The sequence below is a fragment of the Streptomyces sp. NBC_01591 genome, from assembly GCF_035918155.1.
Classification (GTDB): Bacteria; Actinomycetota; Actinomycetes; order Streptomycetales; family Streptomycetaceae; genus Streptomyces.
In genome coordinates, this window is record NZ_CP109327.1 from 3,326,045 (window position 1) to 3,349,033 (window position 22,989).

The window sequence follows — 22,989 nt, forward strand, 5'->3', positions numbered from 1 at the left end:
CTGACCTACTCCCGGGCCGCACGTCGAGTTCCCGACGCCCTGCCCCATCATGGGACCAGTCCGATTGATCATGAGGAGACACACCGCCCATGCCCAGGCGCCAGGGGTACGCCCTGCTCATCGCCCTCGTGGCGGGCACCGCCGCGCTCGCCGCCGCCGTGGCGTTCGCCGGCTCCCTGCTGTTCTCCGGCTCCGGCACCCGGCCGAAGCAGATCGCCGCACCCGACCCGCGGTCCGTGGCCCGTACGCCCGCCGCCCCCGCCCACTCCACCGGCCTCTGGGCCGCGACCTGGACGGCGGCACCCGTCGCCGGGGTGGTCGACTCCTACAACGGCAGCGCCCTGAACCGACGCACCATCCGTAACGTCGTGCACACCAGTATCGGCGGCGACGCGGCCCGCATCACCCTCTCCAACGTCTTCGGCACCCGCCCGCTGGTCATGGACCGCGTCACCGTGAACACCCGCCCGGTGACCTTCGGAGGCGCGCGCACCGTGACCGTCGCGGCCGGCGGGCAGATCGTCAGCGACCCCGTCGTCGTCCCGGTCGCCGCCGACACCGATCTCGTGATCACCCTGCGCACCCCCACCGCCCAGGGGCCCGTCACCGTCCACGAGCGCAGCCACCAGACGTCGTACGTGAACACCGCGTGGGGCACCCGGCGGACCGACGGCTGGCGCTACCTCACCGCGGTCGACGTGCACACCCAGGTCGCCGCCGGAACGATAGCCGTGATCGGCGACTCGCTCACCGCGGGCACCGGCTCCACCCTCGACACGAACAGCCGCTGGCCCGACGTGCTCGCCGACCGGCTGCGCGGCCGGTACGGGGTGGCCAACGCGGGCATCGCGGGCAACCGCATCCTGCGCGACGGAAGCGGCGTACGGGCGAGCGCCCGCTTCGAACGCGACGTACTGGACGTCGCCGGAGTGAAGACCGTCGTCATCGCACTCGGCATCAACGATGTGCAGCAGACCCCGCAGGAGACCGACCCGCAGCGCATCGCGGACGGCCTGCGGTCCATGACGCAGCGCGCCCACGCACGCGGACTCCGGGTCGTCGGGGCGACCCTGATGCCGTACGAGGGGTACCGCACCTGGACACCCGCGCGCAACGACGTACGGGAACGGGTCAACGCGCTGATCCGGGCAGGCGGGATCTTCGACCACGTCATCGACTTCGACGCGGCGGCCCGCGACCCCTACCGCCCGACCCGGCTCCGGCCGGCCTACGACGGCGGCGACCATCTCCATCTGAACGACGCGGGCTACCGGCAACTGGGCTCACTGGTGGACCTGACCACGCTGGTGCACGACCGGCCCAGGTCCGACCAGCTCTGACCCCCGGCGCGCTCCTCACGCCCCGGGGCGCTGCCTCAGTCCTCGGACCGGTCCGACGGGCCCCGGCCCTTCTCCAGCCGGCCCCGGCCGCGCCCGCGCTCCCGGTCCAGCTCCCGCAGCCGCTCCAGCTCCGCGTCCCTCAGCCGCTGCTTCTCCGCCTTGCTCCGCTTGTGCTCCACACCGACACCCCCCATCAGCGCGAACCCGGTGATCCGCACCCGCGGGGCGTCCGGCGACGGGACCCCTTCATCCTTCGAGCGCTCCCCGAAGCCGCCCATGATGCCGATCCCCTTGACCTCGACATTCAGCTCCGGCGGAACCGTCACCTGCATACCGCCCATGATCGTGAAACAGCGGATGACCACCTCGCGGTCCTCGAAGTTCGCCTCACGCAGATCGATCTCACCGCCGCCCCACATCGCGAACGCGGTGAACTTCCGGCCCACCGTCCAGTTCCCCCGGCGACCGAACCCACCCCAGAACGCGAACGCGCCGCCCGACGTGGCGGGCTTGCCGATCCGGTCCGCCCACCGCCTCTCCGATCCGGTCCGCGCCGGAGCCGCACCCACCGGGGCCACCGCCGCGCCCGGCGCCGGAAGATCCCGGACCAGCGGCTCCAACTCCCCATGCGTACGCGCCTTGTAGGCCGCGTCGAGCCGCTGCTCGAACTCCTCCATCTCCAGCCGACCCTCGGCAACCGCCTCGCGCAGAGTCTCGGCGACACGCTCGCGCTCGGCATCGGAAGCACGCATTTCCGGAAGGTCACTTGTCATACCGCGCAGCCTATTGAACGCCTGCGCCACCCCACAGCCCTACATGCCGGTGGCGGACTCATACATCTTCGCGATCACGGCCTCGATGTCCGGCTCCCGCACCGAAAGGTCGACCAACGGGTAGTCCGCGGCGATCCGGGCGACCAGCGGAGCGGCCGACTCCGACGCCGGGAAGGCCAGCCACTGCCGCGGCCCCTCCACCTTCACCGTACGGACCGAGGGCGCCGACTCCAGCCGGATGGGCGGCAGTTGACGCTCCAGGTCGACCACCAGCGTCCGCTCGCTCTCGCCCACCTCATGCAGACCCGCGAGGGCGCCGTCGTACATCAGGCGGCCGTGGTCGATCACCATCACCCGCTTGCAGAGCTGCTCGATGTCCGTCAGATCATGGGTCGTGAGCAGCACCGTCGTGCCACGCTCGGCGTTCAGGTCCCGCAGGAACCCACGGACCTTCGACTTGGAGACGACATCCAGACCGATCGTCGGCTCGTCCAGGTACAGCACCTCGGGATCGTGCAACAGCGCCGCCGCGATGTCACCACGCATCCGCTGCCCCAACGACAACTGCCGCACGGGAACGTCCAACAGCTCGCCCAGATCGAGGAGTTCGACACAGCGGGCCAGGTTCTCCCGGTAGCGCGCGTCGGGAATCCGGTACATCCGGTGCATCAGACGGTACGAGTCGCGCAGCGGCAGGTCCCACCAGAGCGTGGTGCGCTGGCCGAACACCACACCGATCCGGTGCGCCAGCCTCGTACGCTCCCTCGAAGGGTCGATGCCCGCCACCCGCAGCCGGCCGCCGCTCGGGGTGAGGATGCCGGTCAGCATCTTGATCGTGGTCGACTTCCCCGCACCGTTCGGGCCGATGTAGCCGACCATCTCGCCGCGCGCGACACGGAAGCTGATCGAGTCGACCGCCCGTACCTGACGGCGTTCGCTGCGCATGAAACCGGTCTTGCGACGCACGTCGAAGACCTTTTCCACGTTGTCGAGCTCGATGAATCCGGTGGAGGTGCCTGTGTCGGTGTTGATATCGGTGTCGGTTCCGACGTCGGTGTCGGAACCCGTACGTGTTTCTGCGTCCATGCCCGATGCCCTGCCTCGTTCGATGTTGTGGATCAGCTTCCTGTGCTGCGGTAGGCGCGCAGGCCCGAGCGCCAGGCCAGACCGGCCGGCAGCCAGAACAGGACCGCCACCACCGGGGACAGGAACGCCACCCAGTCCGGCAGATCCAACGGGTACTCCCGGCCCAGCACGTACAGCGCGGGCAACCAGTTCGCGAAGGCCAGCGGCACCACGAACGTCACCCCGCGCACCAGGTCCTTCGCGAAGATCGACGGCGGGTACTGCAGCAGTGTGTTCCCGCCGTACGTGAAGGCGTTCTGCACCTGGGCGGCGTCCTGCGCGATGAACTGGAACGCCGCCCCGGCCACGAACAACGCCCCGAAGATCGCCGCCCCGCTCAGCAGCATCAGCGGCACCATCGCCACCTTCAGCGGCGTCCACGCGATGTCCAGCACCACCAGCGCGTACCCCAGCACCAGCACCCCCTGGAGCACCCGTCCCAGCCTGCGCAGCGCGAACCGGTCCGCCGCCACCTGCGCGAGCACCGGGACCGGCCGTACCAGCAGGGTGTCCAGCGTGCCGTCGCGCACCCGCCGCCCCAGCCGGTCCATCGAGCCCAGCAACAGGTCGGCGAGACCGAACGCGGTGCCCGACACCCCGTACAGCAGGGCGATCTCGGGCAGTGTGTAGCCGCCCAGCCGGTCCACGTGCGAGAACATCAGCGTGATCGCGACGAAGTCGAAGGCGGTCGCCGCGAAGTTCCCGAACGCCGTCATGGCGAACGAAGCACGGTACGCCATCGTCGAGCGCAGCCACATCATCGCGATCAGCCCGTACGCCCTGACCCCCTCGACGAACCTCGGCCGCTGGGCGAACACCGCCTCGGGCCAGTCCTCGGGCCGGGGCCCGCCCGCCGTCCCGGCCACCTCCACCGCACCGGTCGTATCAGCCACCCTGAACCACCACCCTCCTCGTCGCCACCGACTGCACCATCCGCCCCACCAGCAGCAGCGCCAGCGCCCAGCCGGCCTGGAAGGCGTACGCCCTCAACAGCTCCCACCCCGGGTACTTGCCGAGAAACACATCGACCGGCACCTGGAGCAGCGACGACCACGGCAGCACCCGCGCGACCTCCCCCAGCACCCCGGGGAACAGCGTCAGCGGAAGCAGCATCCCGGAGAAGAACATCCCGGCCAGCCAGGCCATCTGCGCCATCCCCGCCCCGTCCAGCAGCCAGAACGCGGAGAGCGCCACCAGATAGCGGATCGCGAAACTGACCACGACGCCGAGCGCCACCGAGACGAGAAAAGCCAGCCAGATCCCCGCCGAGGAAGGCAGCGCCAGCTCGAAGGCGAGCGAACCCACCAGCATCGGCACGATGCCGCGACCCAGCAGATGGAACGCGGCACGGCCCAGATCGCCCGCGAGCCACCACAGTTGGAGATCCGCGGGCCGGTAGAGATCGACCGCGACATCGCCGGTGCGGATCCGCTCGATCAGCTCGTCCTCGAAACCGCCGCCCATCATCGAACAGGTCATCAGCAGCGCCTGCCCCAGCCAGACGTAGCTGAGCGCCTGGGACATGTCGTAACCACCGAGCTGCGGCCGCTCGTCCCACAGCGCCACATAGGTGTACGCGAGGATGAACCCGAAGACGGTGTTGGTGAAGACTCCGGCCGCCGTGGCGGTCCGGTAGGTGGCGTAGCGCCGGAACTGTCCCGCCGCCACCACCGCGTAAAGCCGCACCGCACACACCCCCTGTCGCCGGGTGCCCAACGGCTTTGGACACCAAAGCGCAAGACCTTAGTCCAACGGAGACGGCCGCCGCGACCGCTTTTCAGGGCGATTCGGGGGTCGATCCCGGGGTCGATCCGGTGCTTATTCCGCAGAAAAGGGCACTATGGGGGAACTGACCGCGGCCGAGGAGTCTGCACGGACATGAGCGACGAGCCACAGCAGCCGAGCGGAAACGAACCCCGGGGCTGGGCCCCCAGGGACCCGGCTGCCGACGGCAGCGCCGGAGCGGGCGGCGAGGACGGCAAGGCGAAGAAACCCAAGCGTCCCAAGCGCACCGGGTGGCGCCGCGCCGTCCCCACCTGGCGGATGACCCTCGGCGCCGTCCTCCTCCTCGCCCTGCTCCTGATCGGCGGCTTCATCGCCGGGTACGAACTCGTCGACATCCCGCCCGCCAACGCCAGCGCCACCGCGCAGTCCAACGTCTACCTCTACAAGGACGGCAGCGTCATCGCCCGCTCCGGCGAGGTCAACCGGGAGAACGTCAAGCTGGCCCAGGTACCGCTCACCGTCCAGCACGCCGTCCTCGCCGCGGAGGACCGCGACTTCTACTCCGAACGGGCCGTCGACCTCAAGGCCATGGCCCGCGCCGCCTGGAACACCCTCACCGGCAAGGGCAAACAGGGCGGCTCGACAATCACCCAGCAGTACGTCAAGAACTACTACCTGGGCCAGGAACAGACCATCGTCCGCAAGGCCAAGGAGTTCTTCATCGCGGTCAAACTCAACCGCGAGGAGTCCAAGGACCAGATCTTCGAGGGCTACCTCAACACCAGCTACTTCGGCCGCAACGCCTACGGCATCCAGGCCGCCGCCCAGGCCTACTACTCCAAGGACATCGGCGAGATCACCACCGCCGAGGGCGCCTACCTCGCCTCCCTGCTCAACGCCCCCAGCGCGTACGACGTCGTCGTCCACCCCCAGAACAAGGCCGCCGCCCTCGGGCGCTGGAACTACGTACTCGACGGCATGGTCAAGGAGAAGTGGCTCGGCGCGGCCGAACGCGCCACCATGAAGTTCCCCGTACCCGGCAAGGTCAAGCCGTCCACCGGACTCTCCGGACAGCGCGGCTACATCGTCCAGGCCGTCGAGGACTACCTCACCGGCAACGACGTCATCGACGAGGACACCCTCGCCACCGGCGGCTACCGGATCACCACCACCCTGGAGAAGAAGAAACAGGACGCCCTCGTCGAGGCCGTCGACGACAACGTCATGTCCCAGACCAGCCCCGACCGCGAGGCCGACCGCAACGTCCGCGTCGGCGGCGCCTCCATCGACCCCGGCACCGGCCGCGTCGTCGCCATGTACGGCGGCGTCGACTACACCAAGCAGTACGTGAACAACGCGACCCGCCGCGACTACCAGGTCGGCTCCACCTTCAAGCCCTTCGTCTTCACCTCCGCCGTCGCCAACGACTCCACCACCCAGGACGGCCGGCGCATCACCCCCAACACCATCTACGACGGCACCAACAAGCGCATGGTCCAGGGCCCCGACGGACCCACCGGATACGCCCCCGCCAACGAGGACGACATCAGCTACGGGCCCATCACCGTCTCCGCCGCCACCGACAAGTCCGTCAACGCCGTCTACGCCCAGATGGCCGAGGACGTCGGACCGGGCAAGGTCAAGCAGACCGCCATCGACCTCGGCCTCCCGGAGAACACCCCCGACCTCACCGCGTACCCGTCCATCGCACTCGGCGTCTCCACCGCCAGCGTCCTCGACATGACCGAGGCGTACGCCACCCTCGCCAACCACGGCCGGCACGGCGCGTACGTCCTCGTCGACCGGATCAGCAAGGACGGCGAGGACCTGCAGCTCCCCGACAGCGGGAACACCGAGCAGGCGGTCAGTCGCGAGGCCGCCGACACCACGACCGCGATCCTCCGGAGCGTCGTCGAGGGCGGCACCGGCACCGCCGCCCAGGCCGCCGGACGCCCCGCCGCGGGCAAGACCGGCACCGCCGAGGAGGACAAGGCGGCCTGGTTCGCCGGCTACACCCCCGACCTCACCACCGTCATCGCCGTCATGGGCCAGGACCCCGAAACCGGCGTACAGAAACCGCTGTACGGAGCACTCGGGCTCGCCCGCATCAACGGCGGCGGCGCACCCGCCCAGACCTGGGCCCAGTACACCGAGGCCGCCCTGCGCGGCACCACGGCCGAGGACTTCGACCTAGAACTCGAAAGCGGCGCCGAGGAACCCGCCCCGCCCACCGACGAGCAGACCACCCCCGAGGACACCGGAACGCCCTCCGAAACAACCTCCAGCACCCCGCCCAGCACCCCCGGAAGCACCCCGCCCAGCAGCCCGACGACCCCCGGCAGCAGCGAACCGGCCACCGGCGGCACGGACACCGGCAGCCCGACCGACGGCACGACGGACAACGGCGGCGCACAGAACGGCGGCGGGGGCAGGAGCAACGGCGGCGGGGACGGGAATGGCGACAGCAACGGCTTCCTCCCCGCCCCTCGGGGCACCCCGGCCCCGCGTCAGTGACCCGAGGTCGCCTTCAGCCCCACGACGGCGACCAGCAGCAGACAGACGAAGAAGATCCGGGCGGCGGTCACCGGCTCGTTCAGCACCACCATGCCCAGCACCGCCGCACCGGCCGCACCGATACCGACCCACACGCCGTACGCCGTACCGATCGGCAGCGTCTTGGCCGCATGGGACAGCAACACCATGCTCGCCACGATCCCGAGGCCCGTGAACACGCTCGGCCACAGCCGGGTGAACCCCTCGGTGTACTTCATCCCGATCGACCAGGCCACTTCCAGCAGACCGGCGACAACGAGCAGAACCCAGGCCATGACGGCACCTCCGACGAGACAGAACACTCGAACAACACGGGTGCGTCGTCTTTTCGAAGCCCGGTACGGCGCGTCTCGTCGGGGGTCACCCAACCGTAGCAAAGAACATGCAAAAGGCCTGGTGACACCGGTCACCAGGCCAAGCACCCACGCCCCCGGGGGGGCCGGGGGGACTACAGATACAGCCCGGTCGAATCCACCGACCCCTCGAACCGGTCCGCCGCCACCGCATGCAGATCGCGCTCGCGCATCAGCACATACGCCACACCGCGCACCTCGACCTCCGCACGGTCCTCCGGGTCGTACAGCACCCGGTCACCCGGCTCCACCGTCCGCACGTTCTGACCCACCGCGACCACCACGGCCCAGGCCAGTCGGCGGCCGACCGCGGCCGTCGCCGGAATCAGAATGCCGCCACCGGAACGCCGCTCGCCCTCGGGCGTATCGGACCGGACCAGCACACGGTCGTGCAGCATGCGGATGGGCAGCTTGTCGTCGGTGTTCTCGCTCACGCCCCGCAACCTACCTGCCCACCGCCTCTGCACACCCCTCCGGGGTGCACGGACCGCACCATCAACCCCTCCGGCGCCGCTTCGACGCCACGACCAGACCCACGACACCCACCGCGAGCAGCGCCGCCGGAATCACCCGCTCCAGACGCGGGGCCCCGTCCTCGGACACGAACTGTGCCCTCACGTCCGACACCGCCCGGTTCACCGCGACGAACGCCCGCCCTGCCGTCCGGTCCACGGCCTCGGCAGCCTTGGCCTTCACGTCACCCATGATCGTATTCGGGTGCACCCTCACCCCGATCTCGTCGAGCACCACCGCAAGCTGCTCACGCCTGCTGATGATGTCCGCCTCGATCTGCGCAGGGGTCCTGGCATCCGACACTGCGCCGCCTCCGTGGTCGTCGTCCGGTAAACCTTCATCGCCAGTCTGTCAGCTCGACCGCCCGCGCACCCGGCGGCACCCCTATTACGCTCGGTCCCGTACACCCCACGTGCCACTGAGGAGAACCATGAGCGAGCGACTCCAGCCCGGCGACACCGCCCCCGCCTTCACCCTCCCCGACGCCGACGGCAACGAGATCTCGCTCGCCGACCACAAGGGCCGCAAGGTCATCGTCTACTTCTACCCGGCCGCCCTCACCCCCGGCTGCACCAAGCAGGCCTGCGACTTCACCGACAACCTGGAGCTGCTCGCCGGTGCCGGGTACGACGTCATCGGCGTCTCCCCCGACAAGCCCGAGAAGCTCGCCAAGTTCCGCGAGCAGGAAAGCCTCAAGGTCACCCTGGTCGGCGACCCGTCCAAGGAGACCCTTGAGGCGTACGGCGCCTTCGGCGAGAAGAAGCTCTACGGCAAAACGGTGACGGGCGTCATCCGCTCCACGATCGTCGTGGACGAGGAGGGCAAGGTCGAACGCGCCCTCTACAACGTCAAGGCCACCGGCCACGTCGCCAAGATCATCAAGGACCTCGGCATCTGAGCCCACCGCCGCCCGGCCCTCGGAATACCCTGCACCGCTTCAGCGTCGACCGAAGCGGTGCAGGGCATTCCGCATCTTGTCGGATATCGGACGTGACTCTCCGATAAACGACTCGTTGATCCGTACGAGGCCACGAACGTGCGGCCGGATGCGGAGGAGAACGTGGCGGCTCGATACACCCGCGAGTTACTCGAAGAAGCGGCGCGGGAGACCACGAACGCGAACGATGCGGTCCGCTGGTGCGGGGGAATACCGACGCCGGGGAGCCGGAGCTATCTGCGGAGCAAGATGGCCGAGGCGGGGGTGGATATCTCGCACTTCGCTGACACAAGGGTGCGCCACACCGAAGAGATACTGCGTGAGCTCGTCGCCTGTTCCAAGAGCATTGCCGAGGTAGTACGCAGGTTGGGCGTAAGCCCCGTCGGCGGCAATCAGGCGTACATCAGCCGCCGCGTAGCCAAGCTTCGCATCGATACGTCACATTTCCTGCGTACGCCTCCGCGCAGGCCCAAAGGGGCGCTGGGGAACCCACTGGTTCTCGGCTCCCCGTCGGACGGCAGGATTCCGGGCGAACGGCTGCGTCGCGAACTGATCCGCAATGGGGTCGAGGATTCCTGCGCCGCCTGCGGCAACGAAGGAGAGTGGCTGGGCCAACCACTCCGGCTCGAAGTGGACCACATCAACGGCGACTGGTGGGACAACCGCCCGGAGAATATCCGGCTCCTCTGCCCCAACTGCCATGCGGCGACCGACACTTATCGTGGTCGCAAACGCGGGAGGACAGCATGAGCGACCAGAACAAATACCCTCGCGACCTGCTCGAACGAACTGCAGCTACGGCGAGCAGCCTCGTCGACGTCCTGCACCGACTCGATGCACCGCTGGGTAGCAGATCGCTCCGTTACATACGCGACCGGCTCAAGCACTACGGCATCGACACGTCCCACTTCGGCGAGGAGGCTCTACCGAGCCGAGGGCGCCGCGCGTACCCGAAGGAACTTCTCACCGAAGCAGCCGCCCACTCGCACAGCATCCGGGAAATGTTCGAGTACATGGGCCTACCCCCAAGCGACAGCCCCTACGGCTACCTGCGCAGAAAAATTGACCGTCTCGGCATCGACACCTCCCACTTCACCAGCGGACGAAGGTACGGGACGCCTTCCACCCCGCGCCACGAACTGGCGGCTGCCGTCACCGCGTCCCACAGTCTGGCCGGCGTCCTGAGGGCCCTGGGGCAGGTCGACAACGGCGGCGCTCGTGCCCGACTGAAACGGGACATCAAGGCATACGGTCTGTCGACTGCCCACTTCTCCGGGCAGAGCCATTGCCGTGGCACGCGCTCCCCATACCGCAAGACCTCAGCCCAGATCCTCCGGCGCCTGGAATCCGGAGCATCCCGAACGAGCACGGCCCTCCTGCGAAGAGCACTCGACGACATCGAGGCTCCCCGCAGATGCGCAAGATGCGGAACCGGTGAGACGTGGCGAGGGAACCGCCTCGTCCTGGAGATCGACCACATCAACGGCGACCGGCTCGACAACCGGGCTGACAACCTTCGTTACCTCTGCCCCAACTGCCATGCTCTCACTGAAACATGGTGCCGGAACCGGCGCCGAACCAAATCGGCGGCCATATAAGTCTTCGGGTCTGCGCAACCTCACCTTGTAGACTGCCGGGGACGCGCGAGTGCTGGAATTGGTGAGACAGGCTGGTTTTAGGTACCAGTGCCCTAGCGGCGTGAGGGTTCGAGTCCCTCCTCGCGCACACCGATGACAGGTCCGGCCCGCTGCCGCAGCAGGCCGGACCTGTTGCTTTCACAGGGGGGCCGTCACCCCACCAACTCCCGCACCACCGGCACCAACGCCCGGAACGCCTTGCCCCGGTGGCTGATCGCGTTCTTCTCCGCCGGGGTCAGTTCCGCGCAGGTGCGGGTGTCGCCCTCGGGCTGGAGGATCGGGTCGTAGCCGAAGCCGTTCGTGCCGGACGGGGTGTGGCGCAGGGTGCCCAGCAGGCGGCCCTCGACCACGCGTTCCGTGCCGTCGGGGAGGGCGAGGGCGGCCGCGCAGGCGAAGTGGGCGGCGCGGTGGGCCTCGTCGATGTCGGAGAGCTGGGCCAGGAGCAGGTCCAGGTTGGCCTTGTCGTCGCCGTGGGTGCCGGCCCAGCGGGCGGAGAAGATGCCGGGGGCGCCGCCGAGCACGTCCACGCAGAGGCCGGAGTCGTCGGCGATGGCCGGGTGGCCGGTGGCCTTGGCCAGGGCGTGGGCCTTGAGGAGGGCGTTCTCGGCGAAGGTGACGCCGGTTTCCTTGACGTCGGGGACGTGCGGGTACGCGTCCGCGCCGACGAGCTCATGGGTGAGGCCGGCGTCGGCGAGGATCGCGTGGAGTTCGGTGATCTTCCCGGCGTTGCGGGTGGCGAGGATGAGGCGGGTCATGTCACCCAGTATCGGGGGTGGTCAGGGGGTGCAGACCTTGCCGATCTCCGCGGCGGCGTCGGTGACGGGGGTGATGTCGGGGGTGGCGTCGCCCTTGTCGATGGAGTCGCGGACGTTGCCGACGCCTGCCTGGAGGTCGTCGACGGCCTTGCCGAGGTCGGCGTTGTCGGTCTTGTCGCCGAGCTCGCCGAGTGACTTCTCGATCTCGTCGAGGGCTTCGGAGGCCTGCGTGGGGTCGCTGGTGGCGTTGGAGACGGCCTGCTGGAGGTTGTCGACGCTGGTGGCGATGGCGTCGGCGGTGCGGACGCAGTCCAGTGCCTTGTCGACGGCGCCGCAGCCTGCTGCGGCGGTGACGGTGAGGGCGGTCAGGGTCAGCGCGACGGTGATGCGGCGGTGGCGGGTGGCCTTGGCCATGGTGCGGTTCCTCCCCGGATGCGGATACGCGGACGGGCGCACGGTTCGACCCGTGCGCCCGTGTTCGTAACGACGCTCCGTGGTGCGTATTTGGTTGCTTCTTTACTCGCCCAGGGTGCGGGCGAGGGCGTCGTTCTGGAAGACGGTGAGGTCTGCGCAGCCGGCCGTGGCGAGGTCGAGGAGGGCGCCCAGTTCCTTGCGGTCGAAGGGGGTGGCCTCGGCGGTGCCCTGGACCTCGACGAAGCGGCCGTCGCCGGTGCAGACGACGTTCATGTCGGTCTCGGCGCGGACGTCCTCCTCGTAGCAGAGGTCGAGGAGGGGGGTGCCGTCGACGATGCCGACGCTGATCGCGGAGACGGTGTCGGTCAGCGGCTTGCGGCCGTGCTTGACGATCTTCTTGTGCTGGGCCCAGGTGACGGCGTCGGCGAGGGCGACGTAGGCGCCGGTGATGGCGGCGGTGCGGGTGCCGCCGTCGGCCTGGAGGACGTCGCAGTCGAGGACGATGGTGTTCTCGCCGAGGGCCTTGTAGTCGATGACGGCGCGCAGGGAGCGGCCGATGAGGCGGCTGATCTCGTGGGTGCGGCCGCCGATCTTGCCGCGTACGGATTCGCGGTCGCCGCGGGTGTTGGTGGAGCGGGGCAGCATGGAGTATTCGGCGGTGACCCAGCCTTCGCCGCTGCCCTTGCGCCAGCGGGGGACGCCTTCGGTGACGGAGGCGGTGCAGAAGACCTTGGTGTCGCCGAAGGAGATGAGTACGGAGCCTTCGGCGTGCTTGCTCCATCCGCGTTCGATGGTGACGGGGCGGAGCTGTTCGGGGGTGCGGCCGTCGATACGAGACATGGCGTCGACTTTATCGGGTGCTGGGGTGGCGTCCGTTCGGGTGCGGGCGGCCCCGGTCGACCGCCGTCCGGGTGCGTTACAGGCCCCGTCCGGGTGGGCGGGGCCTGTACGGGGCCGAGCGGTCGGCTCAGCGAAGGGTTCGGTGGCCGGTCACATCATGTCTTCGATGTCGGCGGCGATGGGGTCGGCGTCGGTGCCGATGACGACCTGGATCGCGGTGCCCATCTTGACGACGCCGTGGGCTCCGGCGGCCTTGAGCGCGGCTTCGTCGACCTTGCTCGGGTCGTGGACCTCGGTGCGGAGGCGGGTGATGCAGCCTTCGATCTCGTCGATGTTCTCGATACCGCCGAGCCCGGCGACGATCTTCTCAGCCTTGCTGGCCATGGCCTTCTCCCTGGTTGTTCACATGCGTGCGACGGCCCACCCTGGGTCCGTTTCGTCACCGTAACGCACGTTTGGCCCAGCTTCGCGAGCGGGTAGCTGGGCCGTCCCCAATGATGACGATCACCGGTGCCCTGTCTTCCAGGCGGGTTACGCGCCGTACCTCAACTGGTCTACACCAGTCTGCAAGGACCGCCGAACGCGCCCTGTTCCGGGAGGATGCCGATGAGTTCGAGCAGCGCCGCAGTGCCACAGAAGACGTGGTGGAACGGCCTCTTCCAGGGCCTCCAGAAGATGGGCCGCAGCCTCCAGCTCCCGATCGCCGTCCTGCCGGCGGCCGGCATTCTCAACCGGTTGGGCCAGCCGGACGTATTCGGCGACGAGGGCCTGGGCTGGAACAACATCGCCAGGGTGTTCGCGGCCGCGGGCGGTGCGCTGCTCGACTCGGGGCTCGGCCTTCCGCTGCTGTTCTGCATCGGTGTCGCGATCGGCATGGCGAAGAAGTCGGACGGCTCGACCGCGCTCGCCGCAGTGGCCGGCTTCCTCGTCTACTACGCGGTGCTGCACGCCTTCCCGGTGGACTGCGCCCCGGGTTCGACGTTCACCTCGGGCGGCACCTGGTTCGGCACCTGTGTGACCGGCAATGCCAAGGTCACGGCCGCCGAGTACCAGAACCCCGGTGTGTTCGGCGGCATCGTGATGGGCCTGCTGTCAGCCTGGTTCTGGCAGCGGTACCACCGGGTCAAGCTGGTGGACTGGCTGGGCTTCTTCAACGGCCGCCGGCTCGTCCCGATCATCATGGCGTTCATCGGCCTCCTCTTCGCGGGCCTGTGTGCCTGGCTGTGGCAGCCGATCGGTGACGGTCTGACCAGCTTCTCGAAGTGGCTGGTGGACCTGGACTGGGTGGGCTCCGGCATCTTCGGTCTCGCCAACCGTGCGTTGCTGGTCATCGGCCTCCACCAGTTCCTGAACACGTTCGTCTGGTTCCAGTTCGGCGACTTCACCAAGCCGGACGGCACGGTCGTGCACGGTGACATCAACCGGTTCCTGGCGGGCGACCCGACGGCCGGCCAGTTCACCTCGGGCTTCTTCCCGATCATGATGTTCGCCCTCCCCGCGGCGGCGCTGGCGATCTACCACTGCGCCAAGCCGCATCGCCGCAAGGCGGTCGGCGGCATGATGCTCTCGGTCGGCCTGACGTCGTTCGTGACGGGCATCACCGAGCCGATCGAGTACTCGTTCCTCTTCGTCGCGCCGCTGCTGTACGCGATCCACGCGGTGCTCACCGGTGTCTCGATGGCGGTGACGTGGGCGCTCGGGGTGAAGGACGGCTTCAGCTTCTCGGCGGGCCTGATCGACTACGTCATCAACTGGAGCCTGGCGACCAAACCGTGGCTGATCATTCCGATCGGCCTGGTCTTCGCCGCCGTGTACTACGTGATCTTCCGGATCGCGATCACCAGGTTCAACCTCCAGACGCCGGGCCGCGAGCCCGACGAGCTGGAGGAGGAGATCGAGAGGAACCTCACGAAGTAGCACGTCCTTCGTGACCGGTGTCACCGAGCCCATCGAGTTCACGTTCATGTTCATCGCCCCGGTGCTGTACGCGGTCCACGCGGTGCTCACCGGTGTCTCCATGGCCCTCACCTGGGGTCTCGGCATGAAGGACGGCTTCGGCTTCTCCGCGGGCGCCGTCGACTTGAGGCCGAGGCGAAGTAGCCCTCGCCCGCCGCACGGCGAAGCCCTCACCTCCCACGGCGGGAGGTGAGGGCTTCGTCGTGTCCGTGACGCGGCGGGCGAGGGCCGGCCTCAGACCTCGTACACCGCGCCCGGCACCGCCACTTCCGCCGGTCCGTCGAAGACCACGCGGGCATCGGCCAGGTTGCGGTCGGCGTCGGTCCACGGCGGGATGTGGGTCAGGACGAGGCGCCCCACGCGGGCGCGGGCAGCGGTCTCGCCCGCTTCGCGGCCGTTGAGGTGGAGGTCCGGGATGTCCTCCTTGCCATCGATGAACGAGGCTTCACACAGGAACAGGTCGACGCCCTCGGCGAGTTCGTCCAGGGCGTCGCAGGTGCCCGTGTCGCCGGAGTACGCCAGCGAGCGGCCGCCGTGCTCGATGCGGATCGCGAAGGTTTCGACGGGGTGGCAGACCTTCTCCGTACGGACCGAGAAGGGGCCGATCTCGAACGATCCCGGCTTCAGCGTGCGGAAGTCGAAGACCTCGCTCATCGCGTGCTCGGACGGGGTGTCGGCGTGGGCGGTGGTCAGCCGCTGTTCGGTGCCTTCGGGTCCGTAGACCGGGATGGGGGCGGGACGGCCCCCGTCGTGCCGGTAGTAGCGGACGACGAAGTACGCGCACATGTCGATGCAGTGATCGGCATGGAGATGACTGAGGAAGATGGCGTCGAGGTCGTAGAGACCGACATGGCGCTGCAGCTCGCCGAGGGCGCCGTTGCCCATGTCGAGGAGCAGCCTGAAGCCGTCGGCCTCTACGAGGTAGCTCGAACACGCTGATCCCGCGGACGGGAACGAGCCGGAGCAGCCGACGACGGTGAGCTTCATGGAGCGTGAACCTCCGAGACGTGGGAACGGGGAGGGTTCGTGCGGTCTGTTGAGCGGTTCGTCGAGCGTAAGGCGCGAAACAGCCGGTCGCTCCTCCACGGCCGTCCGTTGTGGGGGAACTCACCTGCTCTGTCACCGGTTCGATGGAAGCGGTGGGGACGCCGGTACGGTCGGGACATGGACATGTCCTGGTGGTGGATCGCGCTCGTTCTTGTCGTGCTGCTCGCGCTCGTCGCGGCGGTCGCCGATGGGCGGGGGCGGGGCGGTCGTCGGCCTCGTGGGCGTTCCGGCACGTCGGCGGGGACGGCGGGGGCGCGCTCCGGTGGTCGGCCGGGTGGGCGGACCCGTCCGCCGGCGGGGCCCGGGCGTGGGCCGGGGCCGGAGCGGGGGCCGCGGCCGGGTGAGATCTGGTGGGCCGCGGTGCCGTTCGAGGACGGGCCGGGGGCGAAGGACCGGCCGTGCCTGGTGCTGTCGGTACGGGGCGGCTCGGTGCTCGTCGCGAAGATCACCAGCAAGCATCACGAGGACCGGCCCGGGGTGATCGCGTTGCCCGCGGGGACGGTGGGGGATGTGCGGGGCCGGGTGAGCTTCCTGGAGACGGACGAGTTGCGGGAGGTCGCCGTACGGGGGTTCCGGCGGCGGGTGGGCGTCGTGGACGCGGGGGTGTGGGAGCGGGTGCGGGGGCTCGGGTGAGCCGGGGTGCGCCCTGTGTCGGGGCGCACCCCCTTCAGGACCTACGCCCAGAGCTGGCCGTGCAGTGTCTCGATGGCCGCTTCCGTGGTCGGGGCGGTGTAGACGCCCGTCGACAGGTACTTCCAGCCGCCGTCCGCGACGACGAAGACGATGTCGGCCGGCTGTCCCGCCTTGACGGCCTTGTTTCCCACTCCGATCGCCGCGTGGAGCGCGGCGCCGGTGGAGACGCCCGCGAAGATGCCCTCCTGCTGGAGGAGTTCGCGGGTGCGGGTGACCGCGTCCGCCGAGCCGACGGAGAAGCGGGCGGTGAGGACCGAGGCGTCGTAGAGCTCGGGGACGAATCCCTCGTCGAGGTTGCGGAGCCCGTAGACCAGGTCGTCGTAGCGCGGCTCGGCGGCGACGATCTGGATGTCCGGCTTGTGTTCGCGCAGGTAGCGGCCGACGCCCATGAGCGTGCCCGTGGTGCCGAGGCCGGCCACGAAGTGGGTGACGGACGGGAGGTCGGTGAGGATCTCCGGGCCGGTGGTGGCGTAGTGGGCGCCCGCGTTGTCCGGGTTTCCGTACTGGTAGAGCATGACCCAGTCGGGGTGCTCGGCGGCCAGTTCCTTGGCGACGCGTACTGCCGTGTTGGAGCCGCCCGCCGCCGGGGAGGAGATGATCTCGGCGCCCCACATGGCGAGCAGGTCGCGCCGTTCCTGGGAGGTGTTCTCGGGCATGACGCAGACGATGCGGTAGCCCTTGAGCTTGGCCGCCATGGCGAGCGAGATGCCGGTGTTGCCGCTGGTGGGCTCCAGGATGGTGCAGCCGGGGGTCAACCGGCCGCCCTTCTCCGCCTGTTCGACCATGTGGAGCGCGGGGCGGTCCTTGATCGAGCCGGTGGGGTTGCGGTCCTCCAGCTTGGCCCAGATGCGGACGTCGTCCGAGGGTGACAGCCGCGGCAGGCGGACGAGCGGGGTGTTGCCCACCGCGGCGAGCGGGCTGTCGTACCGCATCAGTTCATGCCGCCGGCGACGGCCGGGAGGATGGTGACGTTGTCGCCGTCGCTCAGCTTGGTGGAGATGCCGTCGAGGAAGCGGACGTCCTCGTCGTTGAGGTAGACGTTCACGAAGCGGCGGAGCTCGTCGCCGTCGACGATGCGCTCGCGGATGCCGGTGTGGCGGCTCTCCAGGTCCGTGAGGAGGTCGGCGATGGTCGCTCCGTTGCCCTCGACGGCCTTGGCGCCGTCGGTGTAGGTGCGGAGGATGGTCGGGATGCGGACCTCGATGGCCATGGCGTGGGCTCCTGTCGGAAGCGGAGAGGTGGCGTGGGGCGCGCGGCTCTGCCCCGCGCGGGGGTTGGTGCGTACGTGCGGTGCTGCGTGTGGTCTCGGGCCGCGGGCCCGGCTCAGGCCTTGCGGCCGGCGGGCAGGCGGCACGTACAGATCGCGCTGGAGAGCCTGCACAGGTCGACGTGCAGGCGCGCGACGAGCAGCATGCCCGGCGTCTTGTCGCTCACGTCATGGGGAACCATGCGCTCATCGTATCGATTCCCGGTCCGTAATCCCGAGTGTGATCTCACTTGGTGGATGCTGGGTGTTCGACAGGTGGACGGGACCGTGATGAATCCGGTCCCGTCCGGCCGGTGGGTGGCCTGCCGGTGTCCGGCGGTACGACGGGGGTCGGGGTCCGACGGGGGTCAGGCGGGTTCGTACGCCTCGACGACCTCGACGTCCTCCTCGGTGATCTCGCCGTCCACGATGCGGTACGAGCGGAACTGGAAGGGGCCCGCGTCATCGGTGTCCGCCGTGGAGACGAGGACGTAGTGGGCGCCGGGCTCGTTGGCGTAGGTGACGTCGGTGCGGGAGGGGTAGGCCTCGGTCGCGGTGTGGGAGTGGTAGACGATCACCGGCTCCTCGTCACGGTCGTCCATCTCGCGGTAGAGCTTGAGGAGGTCGGCCGAGTCGAACTCGTAGAAGGTGGGCGAGCGGGCGGCGTTGAGCATCGGGATGAACCGTTCGGCGCGACCGGTTCCGGCCGGGCCCGCGACCACGCCGCATGCCTCGTCGGGGTGGTCGGCGCGGGAGTGCGCGACGATCTGGTCGTAGAGCGCCTGGGTGATGGTCAGCATTTCGCCAGGATAGGCGGGCCCTTGCCGTACCGAAGTGTGGTACGACAGGGCCCGCATGGTGGACGCGGTCGTTGGGGCGGCCGGTGCCGGGTGGCTCAGCTCTTCGCGAAGGCCTTGTTCTCGGGGTTGCGGGCCTTGAGGACCATGTACGAGATGCCGAGGAGCGCGGCCCAGAGCGGGGCGCAGTACAGCGAGATCCTGGTGTCCTTGTCGATGCCCATCATCACGATGACCATGCCGATGAAGCCCAGCGCGAAGACGCTGGTGTACGGGGCACCGGGGGCCCGGAAACCGGACTGCGGGAGCACTCCGAGGTCGGCGAGGCGCCGGTAGCGGATCTGGCTGATCAGAATCATGATCCAGGCCCACATGCCGGAGATGGTGGCGAACGAGACGACGTAGGTGAAGGCGTCACCGGGCCACTGGTAGTTGATCCAGACGCCGACGAGCATCAGGGCGGCGGAGAAGGTGGTGCCGACGAGCGGGGTGCCGCTCCGGGTGAGCCGGGTGAAGAGCTTCGGGCCCTGTCCGTTGAGCGCGAGGTCGCGCAGCATGCGGCCGGTGGAGTACATGCCGGAGTTGCAGGAGGAGAGTGCCGCGGTCAGCACGACGAAGTTGACGATGCCGGCGCCGAGGCCGAGACCCATCTTCTCGAAGGCGGCGACGAACGGCGAGACGTCGGGCTGGAACTCGGTCCACGGGACCACGGAGAGGATCATGATGAGTGCGCCGACGTAGAAGACGGCGATGCGCCACGGCACGGTGTTGATGGCCTTGGGCAGGACGGTCTTCGGGTCCTTGGACTCGCCCGCGGTGACGCCGACGAGTTCGACGGCGAGGAAGGCGAACATCACGATCTGCAGGGTCATCAGGGTGCCCTTGATGCCGTGCGGGAAGAATCCGCCGTCGGACCAGAGGTGGGTGACGGACGCGGTGTCCCCGGCGTCGGAGAAGCCGAGGGTGAGGATTCCGGCGCAGATGAGGATCATGCCGACGATGGCGGTGACCTTGACCATCGAGAACCAGAATTCGAGTTCACCGAAGAGTTTCACGGAGATCAGGTTCACGCCGTACAGAATGATCGTGAAGATCAGCGCGGACACCCATTGTGGAATGTCGAACCAGAACGTCATGTACTGGGCTGCGGCGGTGACTTCGGTGATTCCGGTGACGACCCAGAAGAGCCAGTAGGTCCAGCCGGTGACGAATCCGGCGAAGGGGCCGATGAATTCGCGGGCGTACTCGGAGAAGGAGCCCGAGACCGGGCGGTACATGAGAAGTTCGCCCAGGGCCCGCATGATGAAGAAGATCACCAGGCCCGCGACGGCATAGGCCAGGATGAGGCTGGGTCCGGCTTTGGCGATCGCCTTTCCCGCACCGAGGAAGAGACCGGTGCCGATGGCTCCGCCGATGGCGATCATTTGGATCTGACGGGCACCGAGGGCCCGCTGGTATCCCTCGCCCGTCGTGCCGGCATCCGCGACTTCTACGGCCTGCCGGCCGCTCTGCCCTTTGTTGACCTGCGCCGATGTCATGTGCTGCGCCTTTCTCCACGCCGATCCGCGCCGTTGAGGCTGCGGATCAGGTCCTGATCCCCCCGGATATGGATGGAGTGCCGCCGGTGGTTGCCGGCTCGTAGCGCCCTCGGGAACAGGGGTGGCGTCCCCGAGTGGTCGTGAAGATTTATCATGCGCACCCGGGCGGCCCACCGGACATTATGTGGTGAACACCACAGGAAAAAGCGGACAAGAGTTTCCTGCCGCTGCAAAAAAGACCATTCAGGTGACGGGATCGTTATTCGGATTTGAGCGTCCGTTGAGCGAACACTCGACCGTCCGACGGCAGGCGCAACGCGCAGAACCCCGGGAACCCGGGGGTGCCGCTACGGCATCAGCGTCTCCACGAGCGTTTCCTGGAGCGCGCCGAGCCAGAGATAGGCCATGACCATCGGCTTGCGCGGGTCGCTGTCGGGGAGCCGGTAGAGCGAGCCGGCCTCGCCCTCGTCCTCGTCGGAGACCTCCAGGCGGGTGCCGATGGTGAGCCGGAGGTCGTTGAGGGCGCCGAGCCAGTTGCGGCATTCGTCGCCGGTGAGTTCGAGTACGGCGGTGCCGTCCCCGGCGACCGTGAGCGCGTCCAGGGTGCGCACGACGGCGAGGGCGTCGTCGCGCTTGCGGGCGCGCAGATCGTTCTCGGTGAAGCGGCGGAACTCGGCGGAGGCGGCCCGCAGTTCGCCGTCCTCGTCGCCGTACGCCTCGGGGAAGAGGCGGGCCAGGGCGGGATCGGTGGGCGGTTCGCTGGGCCCCTCCGCGAAGAGGGCGGCGAGCGGGTCCGCACCCTCGGCGGGTTCGTCGCCGGGACCGATCAGCTCCAGCAGCTGGACGGCGAGGGAGCGCAGGATCGCGATCTCCACCTCGTCGAGCGCGACGGCCGCGCCGCCGCCGGGGGTGGCCTCGAAGTGGCCGGCCATGGGTTTTCTCCGATGGTGGGTCGGGCGGGGCAGGGGTCGGGCGGGGCGCAGGACGGCCGGTCTAGTTGCGGTCCTGCGTGAGCGTGGCCCACAGTCCGTAGCCGTGCATGGCCTGGACGTCGCGTTCCATCTCCTCGCGGCTGCCGCTGGAGACGACCGCGCGCCCCTTCTGGTGGACGTCCAGCATCAGCTTGTGCGCCTTGTCCTTGGAGTAGCCGAAGTAGGCCTGGAAGACATAGGTCACGTAGCTCATGAGATTGACCGGGTCGTTGTGGACCAGCGTCACCCAGGGGACGTCGGGCTCGGGGACGACAAGACTCTCCTCGGCCGATTCGGGACGCGTGATCTCTGTAGGGGCGACGCTCACCCACCCCATGCTGCCACTCGGGAGGGTGCATCGCACAAACGACCCGAGATCTCGTCACTCTGACGAAATAGGGGTAGCATCCGGACCATGAACTCTGCGGACCTTGGGCGACGGGTCGGTGTGCCGTCGACCGCGCTCTTCACCGACCAGTACGAGCTCACGATGGTGCAGGCCGCGCTGAAGGCCGGCACGGCCGACCGGCGCTCGGTCTTCGAGGCGTTCACACGCCGGCTCCCCGAGGGGCGGCGCTACGGCGTCGTCGCGGGCATCGGACGGGTGCTGGACGCGGTGGAGAACTTCCACTTCGACGACGAGATGCTCACCTTCCTGCGCGAACAGAACGTCGTGGACGGGCCCACGCTCGCCTGGCTGGCCGACTACCGCTTCAGTGGTGACATCTGGGGCTACCCGGAGGGCGAGGTGTACTTCCCCGGCTCGCCGATTCTGCGGGTCGAGGGCTCCTTCGCCGAGTGCGTTCTGCTGGAGACGGTGATCCTGTCGATCCTCAACCACGACTCGGCGATCGCCGCCGCGGCGTCGAGGATGTCCGCCGCGGCCGGCGGGCGTGGCCTGATCGAGATGGGTGCACGCCGCACCCATGAACTGTCGGCGGTGGCGTCGGCGCGTGCCGCGTACATCGGCGGCTTCAGCACCACGTCCGACCTGGCGGCGGGCTTCCGCTACAACATCCCGACCGTCGGGACGAGCGCCCACGCCTTCACGCTGCTCCACGACACCGAGCGCGACGCCTTCCGGGCCCAGGTCGACTCGCTGGGCCGGGGCACGACGCTGCTGGTCGACACGTACGACGTCACCGAGGCGGTCCGTACGGCGGTCGAGGTCGCCGGGACCGAGCTCGGCGCGGTACGGATCGACTCCGGCGACCTGCTGCTGGTCGCGCACCGGGTGCGGCAGCAGCTGGACGAGCTGGGCGCCACGGAGACGAAGATCGTGGTGACGTCGGATCTGGACGAGTACGCCATCGCCTCGCTGGCCGCGGCGCCGGTCGACGCGTACGGGGTGGGCACGCAGCTGGTGACCGGCAGCGGACAGCCGACCTGCTCGATGGTCTACAAGCTCGTCGCCCGCGCCGGGTCCGCCGATCCCGCGGAGCCGATGCGTCCGGTCGCCAAGAAGTCGCTCGGCGCGAAGTCGTCGGTCGGCGGTCGCAAGTGGGCCGCGCGCCGACTGGACGAGCACGGGGTGGCCGAGGCAGAGGTGATCGGCACCGGTGCCGTGCCCGCGGAGCTGGCCGACCGGCAGCTGCTGGTCGAGCTGGTCAAGGGCGGCGAGGTGATCGCCCGCGAGCCGTTGGACACGGCGCGCGATCGGCACATCGCGGCACGGGCGGGGCTGCCGATGTCGGCGGTGCAGCTGTCGCGCGGGGAGCCGGTGATTCCCACGGAGTACGTGTGACGAGGACCGTGCGGTGCGGTGGGCGTGCGGTG

General features: G+C 68.9%; 27 protein-coding genes, 1 tRNA gene, 1 pseudogene and 1 riboswitch. Of the genes and pseudogenes, 10 read left to right on the forward strand and 19 right to left on the reverse strand.

What is annotated here, in order from left to right; all coding sequences use genetic code 11:
* Positions 1–89: 89 nt before the first annotated feature.
* Complete coding sequence (locus OG978_RS15475) at positions 90–1,340, forward strand: SGNH/GDSL hydrolase family protein (protein ID WP_326765795.1); 1,251 nt, start codon at positions 90–92, stop codon at positions 1,338–1,340.
* A gap of 35 nt (positions 1,341–1,375) precedes the next feature.
* Here OG978_RS15475 and OG978_RS15480 read toward each other — a convergent pair whose 3' ends face one another.
* From OG978_RS15480 to OG978_RS15495, 4 genes are read right to left on the reverse strand one after another with little or no spacing between them, the layout of a single operon-like run.
* Positions 1,376–2,092, reverse strand: coding sequence for a DUF1707 SHOCT-like domain-containing protein (locus tag OG978_RS15480; RefSeq protein ID WP_326765796.1), 717 nt, complete (start codon positions 2,090–2,092; stop codon positions 1,376–1,378).
* A 60-nt stretch (positions 2,093–2,152) separates the two neighbouring features.
* A complete protein-coding gene (locus tag OG978_RS15485) occupies positions 2,153–3,199 on the reverse strand; it encodes an ABC transporter ATP-binding protein (protein ID WP_326765797.1) in 1,047 nt (348 codons plus the stop codon).
* A gap of 32 nt (positions 3,200–3,231) precedes the next feature.
* Positions 3,232–4,104, reverse strand: coding sequence for an ABC transporter permease (locus OG978_RS15490; RefSeq protein WP_442817837.1), 873 nt, complete (start codon positions 4,102–4,104; stop codon positions 3,232–3,234).
* A gap of 19 nt (positions 4,105–4,123) precedes the next feature.
* Complete coding sequence (locus tag OG978_RS15495) at positions 4,124–4,924, reverse strand: ABC transporter permease (protein WP_326765798.1); 801 nt, start codon at positions 4,922–4,924, stop codon at positions 4,124–4,126.
* Between the two features lie 192 nt (positions 4,925–5,116).
* On the opposite strand from OG978_RS15495, the gene OG978_RS15500 reads away from it, so the two are divergent.
* Positions 5,117–7,477, forward strand: a complete 2,361-nt coding sequence (locus tag OG978_RS15500; RefSeq protein WP_326765799.1) for a transglycosylase domain-containing protein — start codon at positions 5,117–5,119, stop codon at positions 7,475–7,477.
* Here OG978_RS15500 and OG978_RS15505 read toward each other — a convergent pair.
* From OG978_RS15505 to OG978_RS15515, 3 genes are all read right to left on the reverse strand, one after another.
* The gene (locus tag OG978_RS15505; protein WP_326765800.1) at positions 7,471–7,791 is read right to left on the reverse strand and encodes a DMT family transporter; all 321 of its coding nucleotides are present in this window, start codon (positions 7,789–7,791) and stop codon (positions 7,471–7,473) included. The two genes, OG978_RS15500 and OG978_RS15505, sit on opposite strands and share 7 nt — an antisense overlap.
* A gap of 39 nt (positions 7,792–7,830) precedes the next feature.
* Positions 7,831–7,896, reverse strand: a riboswitch (guanidine-III (ykkC-III) riboswitch).
* A 68-nt stretch (positions 7,897–7,964) separates the two neighbouring features.
* Positions 7,965–8,303 carry a GroES family chaperonin gene (locus OG978_RS15510; protein ID WP_030923137.1) on the reverse strand — a complete coding sequence of 113 codons (339 nt, stop codon included), beginning with the start codon at positions 8,301–8,303 and terminating at the stop codon, positions 7,965–7,967.
* A 61-nt stretch (positions 8,304–8,364) separates the two neighbouring features.
* Complete coding sequence (locus tag OG978_RS15515; RefSeq protein ID WP_326765801.1) at positions 8,365–8,685, reverse strand: DUF3618 domain-containing protein; 321 nt, start codon at positions 8,683–8,685, stop codon at positions 8,365–8,367.
* Positions 8,686–8,812: 127 nt separating this feature from the next.
* On the opposite strand from OG978_RS15515, the gene bcp reads away from it, so the two are divergent.
* From bcp to OG978_RS15535, 4 genes are all read left to right on the forward strand, one after another.
* Positions 8,813–9,280 carry a thioredoxin-dependent thiol peroxidase gene (bcp, locus tag OG978_RS15520; protein WP_326765802.1) on the forward strand — a complete coding sequence of 156 codons (468 nt, stop codon included), beginning with the start codon at positions 8,813–8,815 and terminating at the stop codon, positions 9,278–9,280.
* 162 nt (positions 9,281–9,442) lie between these two features.
* Positions 9,443–10,069: an HNH endonuclease gene (locus OG978_RS15525; protein WP_326765803.1), complete on the forward strand. Its 627-nt coding sequence runs from the start codon at positions 9,443–9,445 to the stop codon at positions 10,067–10,069.
* Positions 10,066–10,917, forward strand: a complete 852-nt coding sequence (locus OG978_RS15530; protein ID WP_326765804.1) for an HNH endonuclease signature motif containing protein — start codon at positions 10,066–10,068, stop codon at positions 10,915–10,917. Before OG978_RS15525 ends, OG978_RS15530 begins: the two co-directional genes overlap by 4 nt.
* Positions 10,918–10,960: 43 nt before the next feature.
* A tRNA-Leu gene (locus OG978_RS15535) sits at positions 10,961–11,044 on the forward strand.
* A 64-nt stretch (positions 11,045–11,108) separates the two neighbouring features.
* On the opposite strand, the gene rdgB is transcribed toward OG978_RS15535, so the two are convergent.
* The 4 genes from rdgB to OG978_RS15555 form a co-directional block, all read right to left on the reverse strand.
* Positions 11,109–11,711 (reverse strand): RdgB/HAM1 family non-canonical purine NTP pyrophosphatase, encoded by a 603-nt coding sequence (gene rdgB / locus OG978_RS15540; protein ID WP_326765805.1) that lies wholly within the window; start codon positions 11,709–11,711, stop codon positions 11,109–11,111.
* A 21-nt stretch (positions 11,712–11,732) separates the two neighbouring features.
* Positions 11,733–12,125: a hypothetical protein gene (locus OG978_RS15545; protein ID WP_326765806.1), complete on the reverse strand. Its 393-nt coding sequence runs from the start codon at positions 12,123–12,125 to the stop codon at positions 11,733–11,735.
* 102 nt (positions 12,126–12,227) lie between these two features.
* Entirely contained in the window at positions 12,228–12,965 is a 738-nt protein-coding gene (gene rph, locus OG978_RS15550; protein ID WP_326765807.1) for a ribonuclease PH, read from the reverse strand.
* A 150-nt stretch (positions 12,966–13,115) separates the two neighbouring features.
* Positions 13,116–13,349 carry a glucose PTS transporter subunit EIIB gene (locus OG978_RS15555; protein ID WP_014156020.1) on the reverse strand — a complete coding sequence of 78 codons (234 nt, stop codon included), beginning with the start codon at positions 13,347–13,349 and terminating at the stop codon, positions 13,116–13,118.
* 222 nt (positions 13,350–13,571) lie between these two features.
* Between OG978_RS15555 and OG978_RS15560 the strand changes: the two genes are divergently transcribed.
* On the forward strand, positions 13,572–14,882 hold the full coding sequence (locus OG978_RS15560; protein WP_326765808.1) for a PTS transporter subunit EIIC: 1,311 nt from the start codon (positions 13,572–13,574) through the stop codon (positions 14,880–14,882).
* Positions 14,872–15,045: pseudogene (locus tag OG978_RS15565) on the forward strand (PTS transporter subunit EIIC); the annotation flags it as partial. The gene OG978_RS15560 and the pseudogene OG978_RS15565, both read left to right, overlap by 11 nt.
* A gap of 110 nt (positions 15,046–15,155) precedes the next feature.
* Here OG978_RS15565 and OG978_RS15570 read toward each other — a convergent pair.
* Positions 15,156–15,908, reverse strand: coding sequence for an MBL fold metallo-hydrolase (locus OG978_RS15570; protein ID WP_326765809.1), 753 nt, complete (start codon positions 15,906–15,908; stop codon positions 15,156–15,158).
* Positions 15,909–16,085: 177 nt separating this feature from the next.
* Between OG978_RS15570 and OG978_RS15575 the strand changes: the two genes are divergently transcribed.
* Positions 16,086–16,601, forward strand: a complete 516-nt coding sequence (locus OG978_RS15575; RefSeq protein ID WP_326765810.1) for a type II toxin-antitoxin system PemK/MazF family toxin — start codon at positions 16,086–16,088, stop codon at positions 16,599–16,601.
* A gap of 41 nt (positions 16,602–16,642) precedes the next feature.
* On the opposite strand, the gene OG978_RS15580 is transcribed toward OG978_RS15575, so the two are convergent.
* The 7 genes from OG978_RS15580 to clpS all read right to left on the reverse strand — a co-directional run bounded on the left by OG978_RS15580 (position 16,643) and on the right by clpS (position 21,550).
* Positions 16,643–17,593, reverse strand: a complete 951-nt coding sequence (locus tag OG978_RS15580; protein WP_326765811.1) for a PLP-dependent cysteine synthase family protein — start codon at positions 17,591–17,593, stop codon at positions 16,643–16,645.
* Positions 17,593–17,871 carry a MoaD family protein gene (locus tag OG978_RS15585; RefSeq protein ID WP_326765812.1) on the reverse strand — a complete coding sequence of 93 codons (279 nt, stop codon included), beginning with the start codon at positions 17,869–17,871 and terminating at the stop codon, positions 17,593–17,595. The genes OG978_RS15580 and OG978_RS15585 overlap by 1 nt, the downstream gene beginning before the upstream one ends.
* A 113-nt stretch (positions 17,872–17,984) precedes the next feature.
* Positions 17,985–18,110 (reverse strand): putative leader peptide, encoded by a 126-nt coding sequence (locus OG978_RS15590; protein WP_256088703.1) that lies wholly within the window; start codon positions 18,108–18,110, stop codon positions 17,985–17,987.
* A 165-nt stretch (positions 18,111–18,275) separates the two neighbouring features.
* Complete coding sequence (locus OG978_RS15595; RefSeq protein ID WP_093540555.1) at positions 18,276–18,707, reverse strand: Mov34/MPN/PAD-1 family protein; 432 nt, start codon at positions 18,705–18,707, stop codon at positions 18,276–18,278.
* Positions 18,708–18,802: 95 nt separating this feature from the next.
* Positions 18,803–20,242, reverse strand: coding sequence for an amino acid permease (locus tag OG978_RS15600; protein ID WP_326765813.1), 1,440 nt, complete (start codon positions 20,240–20,242; stop codon positions 18,803–18,805).
* A gap of 347 nt (positions 20,243–20,589) precedes the next feature.
* Positions 20,590–21,174 carry a DUF2017 domain-containing protein gene (locus OG978_RS15605; RefSeq protein WP_326765814.1) on the reverse strand — a complete coding sequence of 195 codons (585 nt, stop codon included), beginning with the start codon at positions 21,172–21,174 and terminating at the stop codon, positions 20,590–20,592.
* A 61-nt stretch (positions 21,175–21,235) separates the two neighbouring features.
* A complete protein-coding gene (gene clpS / locus OG978_RS15610; RefSeq protein ID WP_124723297.1) occupies positions 21,236–21,550 on the reverse strand; it encodes an ATP-dependent Clp protease adapter ClpS in 315 nt (104 codons plus the stop codon).
* Positions 21,551–21,628: 78 nt separating this feature from the next.
* On the opposite strand from clpS, the gene OG978_RS15615 reads away from it, so the two are divergent.
* Complete coding sequence (locus OG978_RS15615) at positions 21,629–22,957, forward strand: nicotinate phosphoribosyltransferase (RefSeq protein ID WP_326765815.1); 1,329 nt, start codon at positions 21,629–21,631, stop codon at positions 22,955–22,957.
* The last annotated feature ends 32 nt before the right edge of the window (positions 22,958–22,989 follow it).

Coding starts and splice junctions, on each gene's coding strand:
- OG978_RS15475 (WP_326765795.1), top strand. CDS start 90: ATGCCCAGGCGCCAGGGGTACGCCCTGCTCATCGCCCTCGTGGCGGGC.
- OG978_RS15480 (WP_326765796.1), bottom strand. CDS start 2,092: ATGCGTGCTTCCGATGCCGAGCGCGAGCGTGTCGCCGAGACTCTGCGC.
- OG978_RS15485 (WP_326765797.1), bottom strand. CDS start 3,199: ATGGACGCAGAAACACGTACGGGTTCCGACACCGACGTCGGAACCGAC.
- OG978_RS15500 (WP_326765799.1), top strand. CDS start 5,117: ATGAGCGACGAGCCACAGCAGCCGAGCGGAAACGAACCCCGGGGCTGG.
- OG978_RS15505 (WP_326765800.1), bottom strand. CDS start 7,791: ATGGCCTGGGTTCTGCTCGTTGTCGCCGGTCTGCTGGAAGTGGCCTGG.
- bcp (WP_326765802.1), top strand. CDS start 8,813: ATGAGCGAGCGACTCCAGCCCGGCGACACCGCCCCCGCCTTCACCCTC.
- OG978_RS15530 (WP_326765804.1), top strand. CDS start 10,066: ATGAGCGACCAGAACAAATACCCTCGCGACCTGCTCGAACGAACTGCA.
- rdgB (WP_326765805.1), bottom strand. CDS start 11,711: ATGACCCGCCTCATCCTCGCCACCCGCAACGCCGGGAAGATCACCGAA.
- OG978_RS15545 (WP_326765806.1), bottom strand. CDS start 12,125: ATGGCCAAGGCCACCCGCCACCGCCGCATCACCGTCGCGCTGACCCTG.
- rph (WP_326765807.1), bottom strand. CDS start 12,965: ATGTCTCGTATCGACGGCCGCACCCCCGAACAGCTCCGCCCCGTCACC.
- OG978_RS15555 (WP_014156020.1), bottom strand. CDS start 13,349: ATGGCCAGCAAGGCTGAGAAGATCGTCGCCGGGCTCGGCGGTATCGAG.
- OG978_RS15560 (WP_326765808.1), top strand. CDS start 13,572: ATGAGTTCGAGCAGCGCCGCAGTGCCACAGAAGACGTGGTGGAACGGC.
- OG978_RS15570 (WP_326765809.1), bottom strand. CDS start 15,908: ATGAAGCTCACCGTCGTCGGCTGCTCCGGCTCGTTCCCGTCCGCGGGA.
- OG978_RS15575 (WP_326765810.1), top strand. CDS start 16,086: ATGGACATGTCCTGGTGGTGGATCGCGCTCGTTCTTGTCGTGCTGCTC.
- OG978_RS15580 (WP_326765811.1), bottom strand. CDS start 17,593: ATGCGGTACGACAGCCCGCTCGCCGCGGTGGGCAACACCCCGCTCGTC.
- OG978_RS15585 (WP_326765812.1), bottom strand. CDS start 17,871: ATGGCCATCGAGGTCCGCATCCCGACCATCCTCCGCACCTACACCGAC.
- OG978_RS15590 (WP_256088703.1), bottom strand. CDS start 18,110: ATGGTTCCCCATGACGTGAGCGACAAGACGCCGGGCATGCTGCTCGTC.
- OG978_RS15595 (WP_093540555.1), bottom strand. CDS start 18,707: ATGCTGACCATCACCCAGGCGCTCTACGACCAGATCGTCGCGCACTCC.
- OG978_RS15600 (WP_326765813.1), bottom strand. CDS start 20,242: ATGACATCGGCGCAGGTCAACAAAGGGCAGAGCGGCCGGCAGGCCGTA.
- OG978_RS15605 (WP_326765814.1), bottom strand. CDS start 21,174: ATGGCCGGCCACTTCGAGGCCACCCCCGGCGGCGGCGCGGCCGTCGCG.
- clpS (WP_124723297.1), bottom strand. CDS start 21,550: ATGGGGTGGGTGAGCGTCGCCCCTACAGAGATCACGCGTCCCGAATCG.
- OG978_RS15615 (WP_326765815.1), top strand. CDS start 21,629: ATGAACTCTGCGGACCTTGGGCGACGGGTCGGTGTGCCGTCGACCGCG.